The sequence below is a fragment of the Veillonella sp. AF36-20BH genome, from assembly GCF_003602765.1.
GTDB classification, from domain to species: domain Bacteria; phylum Bacillota; class Negativicutes; order Veillonellales; family Veillonellaceae; genus Veillonella; species Veillonella hominis.
This window is the reverse complement of sequence record NZ_QTLR01000001.1, coordinates 476689-489381: the sequence shown is the minus strand read 5'-3', so window position 1 is coordinate 489381 and position 12693 is coordinate 476689. Positions and strand designations below refer to the sequence as shown.

Here is a 12693-nt window from a genome sequence, read left to right as displayed (position 1 = left end):
GTAATACATATGGCAAAAGAAATCTTGTTTAATGAAGAAGCTCGTCGCGCTTTAGGCCGTGGCGTCGATCAATTAGCAAATGCTGTAAAAGTTACATTAGGTCCAAAAGGTCGTAATGTTGTGTTGGATAAAAAATTTGGTTCCCCAACAATTACAAATGATGGTGTAACCATTGCTCGCGATATTGAACTTCCAGATCCATTTGAAAACATGGGTGCTCAATTAGTAAAAGAAGTTGCTACTAAAACTAACGACGTAGCAGGTGATGGTACTACTACCGCAACAGTATTGGCGCAAGCTATGATTCAAGAAGGTATGCGCAATGTAGCAGCCGGTGCAAACCCAATGATTTTGAAAAAAGGCATTGAAACAGCAGTAAAAACTTTGGTTGAAGAAATTAAAAAACGCTCTATCAAAGTTTCTGGTAAAGCTGAAATTGCTCAAGTTGCAAGCGTATCCGCTGCTGACGAAGAAATCGGTGGTTTAATTGCTGAAGCTATGGAAAAGGTTGGTAATGACGGTGTTATTACTGTTGAAGAATCCAAAGGTTTGCAAACTGCATTAAATGTAGTAGAAGGTATGCAATTTGATCGTGGTTATATTTCCCCTTATATGGTAACTGACCCTGATCGTATGGAAGCTGTTATGGATAACCCATATATCTTGATCACTGATCGTAAAATCAGTGCCATCGCAGATATGTTGCCAACACTTGAAAAAGTAGTAAAAGTAGGCAAAGAACTTCTTATTATCGCTGAAGATGTAGAAGGGGAAGCATTGGCTACATTAGTAGTAAACCGTTTACGTGGTACATTTAAAGCTGTAGCCGTTAAAGCTCCTGGCTTCGGTGATCGTCGCAAAGCTATGCTTGAAGATATCGCTATCTTAACAGGCGGTACTGTTATTACTGAAGATATGGGTCGTAAGCTTGATTCTGTAGAGCTTGAAGATCTTGGTACAGCTCGTCAAGTTCGCATCACTAAAGATGAAACTACAATCATCGATGGCGCAGGTGATAAAGATGTAATTGCTAAACGCGTTAACCAAATCCGTGCACAAGTTGAAGAAACATCTTCTGATTTCGACCGTGAAAAATTACAAGAACGTCTAGCTAAATTGTCCGGTGGTGTTGCAGTTATCGAAGTAGGTGCTGCTACAGAAGTTGAAATGAAAGATAAGAAACTTCGCATTGAAGATGCATTGAATGCAACTCGTGCAGCTGTTGAAGAAGGTATTGTAGCTGGTGGTGGTACTACATTCATCGATATCATCCCTGCATTGAATACATTGGAAGCTACTGGTGACGTTCAAACTGGTATTAACCTTGTAAAACGCGCTGTAGAAGAACCACTTCGTCAAATCGCATACAACGCAGGTCTCGAAGGTTCTGTAGTAGTAGAAAAAGTTAAAAATACTGAAGCTGGTGTAGGTTTCAATGCCTTGACTGAAGAATACATCGATATGGTTAAAGCTGGTATTGTTGATCCTGCAAAAGTTACTCGTTCTGCCCTTCAAAATGCCGCATCTATTGCATCTCTTGTATTAACTACTGAAACAATCGTAGCTGATAAGGTAGATGAAAATGCAGCAGTTCCTGCAATGCCTCCAATGGGTGGTATGGGCGGTATGATGTAATCAGCTGCTTAGAATTAATTTTATAAGAAACATAATAATCCTAATGAATTGTGAATTACATTTTTCATATTCATTAGGATTATTTTTTATTGATAAATTAATCTATTGTAAGGGTGTAATATTTTAAATTTCAAATTTCAAAAAAACTATGATTGTATTTAAGCTGACTATATTATGTTGATTACATCGATAAAATTGATTTTGTATACAATGTATGTTATAATTCTATAGAATTTAATAGTGAGTCTTATTGACATAGTTATTCTCTAATAGTATAATTAATGTATCGAATTTATTCGATTTGTTATATTTGAATTGAAAGAAGGATCACTATGTTGAACTTTATTTTTAAAAGTAAACCTAATTATGTAAACTTTGGCTTATTGATTTATCGCCTTGCATTGGGCATTTCCATGTTTTATCATGGTTATTTAAAATGGCTTAGCGGAGCTGAAGGGCTCTACAAAGTAGGGACTATGTTGGTACCTTTAGGTGTATCCGGTGGTTATGAGATGCTAGGCACTATGGCAGCACTTGCAGAAATGATTGGTGGTATTCTTATTGCAGTAGGATTATTTACACGTATTGGTGCTATTCTAGTTGTAGGTACTTTAGCAACTGCGACTATTGTGAGTTTGAATGGTAGTTTCTTTAGCTGGGACTACCCATCTCAATTAGGCTTTGGTGCACTTATGTTATTCTTTGCTGGTGCTGGTCGCTTTAGTTTAGATAAAGCTTTATTTAAATAATTAGGGAATTAGAATAAAAGACTCATCGGCTGATGAGTCTTTTATTTATGTAGAAAGGTTATCATGAACAAAAAAACAGTTCCATTCACGTCAGAACAATTAGAAAATATTATTGCTCAGTATCCAACTCCATTCCATATTTATGATGAAGAAGGAATTATTGAGAATATGAAATCTTTCATCAATGCATTCTCTTGGAATAAGGGATTCAAGCAATATTTTGCAGTTAAAGCAACTCCAAATCCGTATATCATGCGTTTGTTACAAAAGCTTGGGGTTGGCGCAGACTGTTCTTCCTTAGCGGAACTACTTTTATGTGAAAAAGTGGGTATTACGGGCCATGATATTATGTTCACATCTAATGACACACCGTATGTGGAGTATAAAAAGGCACTTGAAATGGGTGCAATTATCAATCTTGATGATATTACACATATCGAATATTTAGAAAAAAATCATGGCTCTTTGCCAGATACATTCTGCGTGCGTTATAATCCGGGTTCTTTAAAGGAAGGGGGCAATACAATTATTGGTCTTCCTGAAGAAGCTAAATATGGTATGACACGCGAACAAATATTTGAAGCGTATAAACAATTACAAGCTAAAGGTGTAAAACACTTTGGTATTCATACAATGGTTGTTTCTAACGAACTTGATATTGACGGTTTAGTTGGTACAGCAGAGCTTTGCTTTAATCTTGCTGTAGATATTAAAAAAGAACTTGGTATCACTATTGAATTTATTGATTTAGGTGGAGGTGTAGGTGTAGCTTATAAACCAGAACAAACACCAGTAGACTTCCGCGTATTAAGCAAGGGTGTAGAAGAAGCGTATAATCGGATTTTAGTAGCTAATGGACTTAATGATGTTGCATTGGCTTATGAATGTGGGCGTATGGTAACAGGTCCATTTGGTTACCTTGTTTCTACTGCTATTCATAAAAAAGATATTTATCGTCATTACATCGGTTTAGATGCTTGTATGGCAAATCTTATGCGTCCGGCGTTGTATGGCTCTTATCATCATATTACCGTAATGGGGAAAGAAAATGCTCCCAAGGATCATGTATATGATGTAACAGGCTCCTTATGTGAAAATAATGATAAATTTGCTATTCAACGAGAGCTGCCAAAAATTGATATTGGAGATCGTGTCATCATTCACGATGCTGGTGCACATGGACATTCTATGGGTTTCAATTATAATGGTAAATTACGTTCTGCAGAGTTATTGCTACATAAAGATGGCTCTGTTACACAAATTCGTCGTGCTGAAACATATGATGATTTATTTGGAACTCTTGATTTTTCAAACCTATAATTTAATATTGAGAATCGAATAGGATGAGAATTAATATTAATAAAAACCTATCAATATATGTAATACTTGATATTCTTTTAATTCCTGTATATTTTAGTAGGAATATCTTGCTATCATTTAGATAAGAATGTATAATGAGTGTAGATTGTTATGCACATACTTGCTAAGTTGGCGAGAATTACGGCGGTATTCACGTTAGTGCGTACCGCCTTTTTATATGTGTCAGTATATACGTTTTATATATAATGAGTGTATGTTTCTTATGGTTACATACAAATAAAAGGAGTGAACATTTTGGCTGAATTACTTCAGATAAAAGATTTAAAGGTATCTGTTGAAGAGAAACAAATCTTAAAAGGTATTGATTTAACAATTAATAAAGGTGAAATTCATGTTGTGATGGGGACAAATGGTGCTGGTAAATCTACACTTGCTAATGCAATCATGGGTAACTCTACATATACAGTAGATAGTGGTTCTATCATTTTTGATGGTAAGGATATTACGGAAGATGCAGTAAATGATCGTGCAAAAGCGGGTATTTTTATGTCCTTCCAAAATCCAATTTCTATTCCTGGTATTACTGTAGAAAACTTCATTCGTACAGCTAAATCCACAATTACTGGTGAAAATGTACGTGCATTATCTTTCAAAAAAGAATTGAAAGAAAAAATGGATGAATTGTCCTTTGATTTATCTTATGCGCAACGTTATGTAAATGAAGGCTTCTCTGGTGGTGAACGCAAGAAGAATGAAATTCTTCAAATGTCCATTTTGAATCCTAAATTGGCTATTCTTGATGAAACTGATTCTGGCCTTGACGTAGATGCGGTTCGTATCGTATCTGAAGGTGTACAACGTTTCCATAACGAAGAAAATGCTGTATTAATCATTACTCATCATAACCAAATCTTGCAAAAACTAAAACCAGACTATGTTCATGTGTTGATTAATGGCAAGATTGTTAAAACTGGTGATGCTTCTCTTGTACGTGAAATCGAAGAAAAAGGTTATGACGCATACAAAGCATTAGCATAGGAGGCATAATGGAAGAAAGAAAGAAAACCCAAGTCGCGGATATGGACCGTGGCGTCTATGATATAAAGAACGAATTTGAATATTCTTATATCTCTGATGCCGGTTTAACAGAAGATATTATCCGTGAGATTTGGTCTAATAAAAATGAACCAGAATGGATGCTCGATTTCCGTTTAAAGTCTTTGGAAATCTATAATCGCATGGGCATTCCGAATTGGATTCCTGATATCTCGGGCTTAGATATGGCAAATATTCATACGTATGTTAAGCCTAAAGTAGATATGAAAGAAAACTGGGATGAAGTTCCAGAAGAAATTAAAAGTACTTTTGACCGCTTAGGTATTCCAGAAGCGGAAAAAACATCTCTAGCTGGTGTTGGTGCTCAATATGATTCTGAAGTTGTTTACCACAGTATTCAAGAAGATCTTGTTAAGCAAGGTGTTATCTATACTGATATCGAAACAGCATTACATGAACATGAAGAAATCGTAAAAAAATACTGGATGACATTAATTCCACCTACAGACCATAAATGGGCTGCCCTTCATGGTGCCGTTTGGTCTGGTGGTTCCTTCGTATACGTTCCTGCCGGTGTACAAGTAGAGATTCCATTGCAATCTTACTTCCGTTTGAATGCACCAGGTGCTGGTCAGTTCGAACATACGATGATTATCGTAGAAGAAGGGGCTAAATTGCACTTTATCGAAGGTTGTTCTGCTCCTAAGTATGATGTGTCTAACCTTCATGCAGGCGCTGTTGAACTGTTCGTTAAAGATAATGCTACATTGCGTTATTCTACAATTGAAAACTGGTCTAAAAACATGTACAACCTTAACACAAAACGTTGTGTAGTAGGTAAAAATGGTACAATTGAGTGGGTATCTGGTTCCTTTGGCTCCAAAGTTTCTTGTTTGTATCCAATGAGTATTCTCAACGGTGAAGGTGCACATGCTGAATTTACAGGTGTAACATTCGCTGGTGAAGGACAATTCCTCGATACAGGTTGTAAAGTGGTACATAATGCACCATATACAACAAGTAATGTAAACTCTAAATCTATTTCTAAATCCGGTGGCGCTGCAATTTATCGTGGCCTTTTGAAGATTGGCCCTAAAGCTGAGCATTCCAAAGCAACCGTTTCTTGTGAATCCTTGATGCTTGATGCTGAGTCTCAATCTGATACAATCCCGGCTATTATTGTAGAAAATGACAATGTGGATTTAGGTCATGAAGCTAAAATCGGTCGTATTTCCGACGAAGCAATTTTTTATCTTATGACTCGTGGTATTAGTGAAGAAGAAGCTCGTGCGATGCTCGTTCGTGGCTTCGTAGAGCCAATCTCTAAAGAATTGCCACTTGAATATGCAGTAGAAATGAACAATCTAATCAATCTTGAATTAGAAGGTTCTATCGGTTAAGGAGGAATTATGAGCGAATTACTATTTAATGAACTCCCTAGACCGACATTCAGATGGTTGCGTGTTAATCATACTGTAAGCTCTCTAGCTGGAGAAGATACAGCGGTACAATCCATCGCTGTGGAAGCTAATAAAGATATACTTTCACCATTACCTGTTGGTACAGCATTACTAGATGGTAATTATGAAGGTGCTAATAAAGAAGCTGTTCATGTATTAGTTGAAAAAGCGGAAGGCTATGCTATCAATGTGCCTCCTAAGGCGAAAGAAGTTGTAGGCATCCGCATTGATGCTAATGCTCGTGTGGCAAACCGTTTCCAATTTATCGTTGGTGAAGGTGCTGAACTAGAAGTGCAATTTTATGTAACGGGCTCTGGGGATGCATTGACAAATGTTAGCTATTTAAACGAATACGATGTGAAAGAAGCTGGTAAGGTTGTAGTAAAAAAGGTAAATCTTTTGCCTGAACATGTACAACATATCGAGCATCGATACACTAAATTAGAAGAAAAAGCAGATGTAGAATACATCAATATTGAAATTGGTGGCAGTGAAAACATCTTGAATTACTATCATGATTTAGTAGGTCAAGAATCCCGTATGGTTCATGATATTGCTTATCTTGGTAATAAAGAGCAAAAATTTGATATTTCTATGGTTATGAGTCATGGTGGTAAAAAATCATTTAGTGATATTCATACCTTAGGTGCTCTTAGTGGCAATTCTAAAAAATCCTTCAGAGGGACCCTTGATTTCCTTAATGGAGCAACAGCTTCTGAAGGTGCGGAAGAAGATACTTGCTTATTGTTAGATCCAACTGTAAAATCTGTTTCGTTACCACTTTTATTGTGTAAAGAAGATAATGTAGTTGGTAATCATGCAGCAAGTGCAGGCCAAATTGATCATAATAAATTGTTCTATATCATGAGCCGTGGCTTTAGTGAGGTAGAGGCAAAACATATCATTGTTGAATCTATGATTCGACCTATTATTGATCGCATTGGTGATGAAACGATTGAAGAAGCAGCGTTAGCAGCTGTACGTAATAAAATTTAAAGAGGCGTTTTTATGAGACCAATTGCAGAAGCATACAAAGACTTTCCTATATTACATAAAGAGCATAATGGGCATCGTGTTATCTATTTAGATAGCGGTGCTACTGCTCAAATTCCACAGTCCGTAATTGACCGTGTTGTGGAACATATGACACAACGTAATGGTAACCCACATCGTGGTTCTCATATTTTAGCCATTGAAGCATCTGAAGACTATGAAAATGCACGGGATCGCGTAGTTGAATTTATCAATGCTCGCGAACGAGAAGAGGTTATATTTACACGTAATAGTACGGAGTCAATGAACTTGATTGCCCACAGCTATGGCCTTCATAATGTGAAAAAAGGTGACAAGATTGTCATTACTGTTGCTGAACATCATGCGAATCTTGTAACATGGCAATATGTGGCAGAACAGACGGGGGCAACCTTAGAATACATGTATCTTGATGAACATGGGCACTTAAAAGATGGTGAAATCAATAAAATTGATGAAAAGACTAAAATTGTTGCTTTCGCTCATGTTAGTAACGTGCTTGGTATGGAATTCCCAGTAAAAGAATTAACTGAGAAGGCTCACTCTGTAGGTGCTATTGTTGTTCTAGACGGTGCTCAATCTACACCTCATAAAAAAATTGACGTACAAGCATTGGATTGCGATTTCTTCGTATTCTCTGGCCATAAAATGTGTGCATCTCAAGGGATTGGTGTACTATACGGTAAACGTGATTTATTAGAAACTATGCCTCCATTCCTATTGGGTGGCGATATGATTGAGTATGTAAAAGAGCAAACTGCTACATTCAATGAGCTTCCATATAAGTTTGAGGCAGGTACTCCAAATGCTGATGGTGCCGTTTCCTTGCATGCAGCTATTGATTATTTGGAATCCTTTGGAATGGATGCTATAGAAGCCTATGAAGAGGAGTTAGTAGCTTATATTCTTCCTAAGATTGTTGAATTGCCACATGTCCATGTTATTGGTTCTCAAAATCCTAAGGAAAAACATGGCGTTATTGCGTTCACTGTAGATGATGTACATCCTCATGACGTAGCTACAATTTTGGATTCTAAGGGGATCTGCGTTCGTTCCGGTCACCATTGTGCACAACCATTAGGTGCGTTCTACAATGTATCTGCATCTACTCGTTTAAGTATGTACTTATACACTCGCAAGGAAGATTTAGACGCATTCCTTGAAGTATTAAAGACTGTTCGTTCAGTAATGGGTTTTAAAGATTAGGAGAATTACCACTAATGGAAATGGATCAATTATATACGGAACTTATTTTGGAACATAACCAAGATAAACGTAATAAGCATGAATTATCTGAATTTACAAATTCTGAACATGGACATAACCCTAGTTGTGGTGATGATCTAACATTACAACTCAATGTAGTAGATGGTATCATTAAAGATGCTGCATATACAGGTTCTGGCTGTGCTATTAGCCAAGCATCTGCATCTATGATGATTGATATCATTAAGGGCAAATCTGTTGAGGAAGCGCTTCGTTTAGTAGAAATTTTCTTGGGTATGATTAAAAAAGAGATTACCGATGAAAATGAGTTAGAAGAATTAGAAGATGCTATGGCTCTACAAAATATTTCTAATATGCCAGCACGTGTAAAATGTGCAGTTCTTGCATGGCATACATTGAAAGAGGCTTTAAAGAAATAATATGAAGAAAACGATATTATTTGATTTAGATGGAACCTTAACTGACTCTCAAGAAGGTATTCTTAAAAGCATTAAATTTGCATTGGAACATTTCGGTTATACTGTACCTGATGAAGAAACATTACAATTGTTCTTAGGACCACCATTGGTAGATGCTTTCCAAGAACATTGTGGTTTGACCTTTGAGCAAGCGGAAGAAACATACTTTAAATTCCGTGAACGTTATGGTACCATCGGTAAATTTGAAAATAAAGTATATCCGAATATTGTAGACTTATTGGCTAAATGCAAAACTGAACAATATACTATAGCTGTAGCTACTGCAAAACCAGAACATTATGCTAAAGATATTCTTGATCACTTTGAATTGACACCATACTTTGATGTTATTGTTGGTGCTAATTACGAAGCGGGATTGTTACACAAAAAAGAAATTCTTGAAAAAGCTCTCACGCTATGTGGTAACCCATTAACTGATGAAAATGGTCGTCGATTGACATTCATGGTTGGAGATCGTAAGTACGATGTAGAAGCAGCTAATGAACTTGGCTGTATCTCCATTGGCGTTACCTATGGTTATGGTACGGAATCTGAGTTAAAGGAAGCGGATGCCGAATATATCTGTGACGATGTTGATGAAATTGCTGATGTTCTCAATCTTGAAGAAATGATGGTTCGTAGATAAGCTATATAAATAGAATTACATATCAACCCAAATAAAAAGCTAGAGGAAATCCTCTAGCTTTTTTGCATCTTCATTTTATGTTATTTTTTTAGGCCACTTTTTTTAGCTAATGTTTTGATAACCTTAGCACTTTGTTTTTTCAACTTGCCCCCTGTTTGTTTGAGTTGGATACGTGTACGAGAAACACGACCAAGTGTAGTAATCTTAGTTTTGCGACGTGGCTTCATATCACGTTCGTTACCAAAGTCGCCACGTTGCACACTTGTTGCCTTTACTTTTTCAGCTCTAAAAGATTTACGTAAGGCTTTCATAATTAATGTAAGTGGTAATGTTTGCTCGAAGGAATACAAATCAACTGCTACATAACCAAGTGCAGGATATGTGTGCAATGTAAAGTGAAAACCTGGTGCGACAGAAAGGAGGGCGATTTCCTCGTCCATAACTTGACAACTGATTTCATCTACATCAAGTTCAGCTAAGTCAAATGCGGTTGCTACACTTTCCTGTACAGCTGTAGCGGATGAAATTGCGTCTTCATCGCAGGAATATAAATCAATTAACAGTTCTTGTCCTAATGCTTCTGCCATAACAACACCTTCCTTCAGAAAATAATATCTCATTTATTATACATAGATTTAAGGATTAAGTCCAATTATATGAGAATACATTAAAAGTCAAACGTTATTTTTATAAAATTTGACTTTTATATTGACTAAGGTCAAAAAGTCAAATATAATAGAGTTATGCTAAAGAACAAATAGTCAAAACTATAGTAAATAAACTTTAAAGGGGTGTTTTTTATGAGTATGATAGCTGATAAAATAGAAAAATTTATATTAGACCGTATGCGTGAAGAACAAGAAAAGCTAATTTTAAAGCGTAATGAATTGGCTGATGAATTAGATTGTGCGCCATCCCAAATTAGTTACGTATTAAGTACGCGTTTTTCTAATGAGCGCGGTTTCGATGTTGAGTCAAGACGTGGCTTGGGTGGATATATTCGAATCAAAAAAATTAACCCAGAAAGTTCAGATTCTTTACCTGCTGTTACAACTTATCGGATTTATGAAGGTCCAAATACGGTAGAACGATTAATTGATATGCGAGATGTAGATCAATCATTATTTCAATTATTACAATCTGAAAAGATTACCCGTCGTGAAGCTCAATTGATGCATAATTCTTTTGCTACATTAATTGAAAATGTAGACGTAGAAGAACGTAATGATGCTGTTCGTCAATTATATGCATCAATGGTGGACACTTTGCGGAAGGAGTGATGATTTGTGTTATGTGATCATTGCCATAAAAATGAAGCTACTATCCATATGACTAATATCATAAATAATCAAAAGACTGAGCAACATCTTTGCAGTACTTGTGCCACCGAGTTACAACAAGCTGGGAAATTATCTCCTTATAGTTCTTTTATGAATGATATGTGGGATAATAACTTTTTTACTAATGATTTTTTTAAGAATATGGTGTATCCAGATAATTTATTAAAAGCTCATCAATCTAAGAGATGCCCTCAGTGTGGTATTACTTATGATGAATTCAATCGGGTAGGTAAGTTTGGCTGTGGTCAATGTTATGAGACTTTTAATAGTGAAATAAATCCATTATTAGAACGAATACAAGGTAGTTCTGAGTATGAAGGGACTATACCTAGTCGTGGTACTAATGTATTTAAAGCAAAGTATGAAGTAAAGCAATTGCGCCGCCAATTAGATACAGCTATTCAAGCTGAAAACTTTGAAGAAGCCGCAATTTTGAGAGACAAAATTAAAAATCTAGAAGTTATCATTGATGGTGATAACGAATAGGAGGTTCTTATGTTAGATACTATATTGGACTCTCCGCTAAGTCAGTGGCTGTGTCAGGATACAGAGGCGACAGACCACATTGTAATTTCAAGCCGTATACGATTGGCGAGAAATTTTGATGATATATTATTTACGAATCGTGAAGATACAGTTTCCTTAGAAAAAGTGAATATAATCTCTCGAGGCCTATTGCCAATATTAAAAAAGGCTGATGAGCACCAATATACAAATATTAGCCTTGAGCAATTAAGTCAACGTGAACGTGCTGTCTTAGTTGAAAAGCATTTAATGAGTCCTGCTTTAGAGGAACAATTACCGTATCGTAATTTGATCGTATCTGATGATGCTTCTATCGCAATTATGGTAAATGAAGAAGATCATTTACGTATTCAATCTATGGCTCCAGGACTTAAATTGCAACAAGCTTATAATCATGCGGTTCAAATTGATAAAGCTATTGAAGCAAAATACCCTTATGCCTTTGATGAGCGATTTGGTTATTTAACTGCTTGCCCCACTAATGTGGGTACAGGTTTACGAGCCTCTGTTATGTTACATTTACCCGCATTGACGTTATCTGGTCGTATTACGAGACTCATTCGTAACATAATACAATTAGGTTACTCTGTACGAGGGTTGTATGGGGAAGGTTCCGAAGCTTTAGGTTGTATTTACCAGATTTCTAATCAACGAACGATGGGGATTAGTGAAGAAGCAACTATTGAGCAATTGATTAAAATCGTAGAAGGAATTATTGCAGAAGAACGAAAGTCTCGGCAATCTTTATTACACAACGATAAAGAAGGTTTGGAAGATATACTTTGGCGATCCTATGGAATTTTACAATATGCACGACGTGTAAGCGGTAAAGAGGCACTTAGTAAGCTTAGCGACATTCAATTAGGTGTAGATTTAGAAATATTACCATTCTGGGGTAAAGATACTTTTAATGAGCTTGTTGCTATAACTAGACCAAACTTCCTTTCTAAATACTTAGGTAGTGAAAATTTGACAGATACCGATCGCGACAGCTATCGTGCAAAGGTGATACGTCAAAAACTTTCAAATTAATATAAGTACATAAATAATTAATGTATGATTATTTATTTTGTATAGATTGATTTATATAATTTTCTTAGTTTACTGTTAAGAGATTTGTAAAAAATAGTAAATATTAATACTAGATAGCATAATAGATTAATAGAGTTTAATATTATTTTTGATATTCCAATGGTTATTTCACCATTGTTTATATATATTTGAAAAGAAATAATTACAATTTAC

The 12693-nt window shown here is 35.9% G+C and carries 13 protein-coding genes; 12 read left to right on the top strand and 1 reads right to left on the bottom strand.

Going from position 1 to position 12693, the window contains the following annotated elements; all coding sequences use genetic code 11:
- Positions 1-9 precede the first annotated feature (9 nt).
- The 9 genes from groL to DW000_RS02310 all read left to right on the top strand — a co-directional run bounded on the left by groL (position 10) and on the right by DW000_RS02310 (position 9583).
- On the top strand, positions 10-1635 hold the full coding sequence (gene groL / locus DW000_RS02350; RefSeq protein WP_004696042.1) for a chaperonin GroEL: 1626 nt from the start codon (positions 10-12) through the stop codon (positions 1633-1635).
- A 332-nt stretch (positions 1636-1967) separates the two neighbouring features.
- A complete protein-coding gene (locus DW000_RS02345) occupies positions 1968-2384 on the top strand; it encodes a DoxX family protein (RefSeq protein WP_120054828.1) in 417 nt (138 codons plus the stop codon).
- Positions 2385-2447: 63 nt separating this feature from the next.
- Positions 2448-3704 carry a diaminopimelate decarboxylase gene (locus tag DW000_RS02340; protein WP_004696038.1) on the top strand — a complete coding sequence of 419 codons (1257 nt, stop codon included), beginning with the start codon at positions 2448-2450 and terminating at the stop codon, positions 3702-3704.
- A gap of 294 nt (positions 3705-3998) precedes the next feature.
- Positions 3999-4742: a Fe-S cluster assembly ATPase SufC gene (sufC, locus tag DW000_RS02335; RefSeq protein WP_004696035.1), complete on the top strand. Its 744-nt coding sequence runs from the start codon at positions 3999-4001 to the stop codon at positions 4740-4742.
- 8 nt (positions 4743-4750) lie between these two features.
- Positions 4751-6160 (top strand): Fe-S cluster assembly protein SufB, encoded by a 1410-nt coding sequence (sufB, locus tag DW000_RS02330; RefSeq protein ID WP_004696034.1) that lies wholly within the window; start codon positions 4751-4753, stop codon positions 6158-6160.
- A 9-nt stretch (positions 6161-6169) separates the two neighbouring features.
- Complete coding sequence (locus DW000_RS02325) at positions 6170-7216, top strand: SufD family Fe-S cluster assembly protein (RefSeq protein ID WP_004696032.1); 1047 nt, start codon at positions 6170-6172, stop codon at positions 7214-7216.
- A gap of 12 nt (positions 7217-7228) precedes the next feature.
- On the top strand, positions 7229-8458 hold the full coding sequence (locus DW000_RS02320) for a SufS family cysteine desulfurase (protein ID WP_004696029.1): 1230 nt from the start codon (positions 7229-7231) through the stop codon (positions 8456-8458).
- 14 nt (positions 8459-8472) lie between these two features.
- Entirely contained in the window at positions 8473-8898 is a 426-nt protein-coding gene (sufU, locus tag DW000_RS02315; RefSeq protein ID WP_004696027.1) for a Fe-S cluster assembly sulfur transfer protein SufU, read from the top strand.
- A gap of 1 nt (position 8899) precedes the next feature.
- Positions 8900-9583: an HAD hydrolase-like protein gene (locus DW000_RS02310; RefSeq protein ID WP_004696982.1), complete on the top strand. Its 684-nt coding sequence runs from the start codon at positions 8900-8902 to the stop codon at positions 9581-9583.
- Between the two features lie 80 nt (positions 9584-9663).
- Here the strand turns inward: DW000_RS02310 and DW000_RS02305 are convergent, their stop codons facing one another.
- Positions 9664-10170, bottom strand: coding sequence for an S-adenosylmethionine decarboxylase (locus DW000_RS02305; protein WP_004696023.1), 507 nt, complete (start codon positions 10168-10170; stop codon positions 9664-9666).
- A gap of 213 nt (positions 10171-10383) precedes the next feature.
- On the opposite strand from DW000_RS02305, the gene DW000_RS02300 reads away from it, so the two are divergent.
- From DW000_RS02300 to DW000_RS02290, 3 genes are read left to right on the top strand one after another with little or no spacing between them, the layout of a single operon-like run.
- Positions 10384-10863 (top strand): CtsR family transcriptional regulator, encoded by a 480-nt coding sequence (locus DW000_RS02300; RefSeq protein WP_004696020.1) that lies wholly within the window; start codon positions 10384-10386, stop codon positions 10861-10863.
- Positions 10864-10869: 6 nt separating this feature from the next.
- Positions 10870-11409 (top strand): UvrB/UvrC motif-containing protein, encoded by a 540-nt coding sequence (locus tag DW000_RS02295; RefSeq protein ID WP_077708473.1) that lies wholly within the window; start codon positions 10870-10872, stop codon positions 11407-11409.
- A 9-nt stretch (positions 11410-11418) separates the two neighbouring features.
- A complete protein-coding gene (locus DW000_RS02290) occupies positions 11419-12480 on the top strand; it encodes a protein arginine kinase (RefSeq protein ID WP_120054827.1) in 1062 nt (353 codons plus the stop codon).
- The last annotated feature ends 213 nt before the right edge of the window (positions 12481-12693 follow it).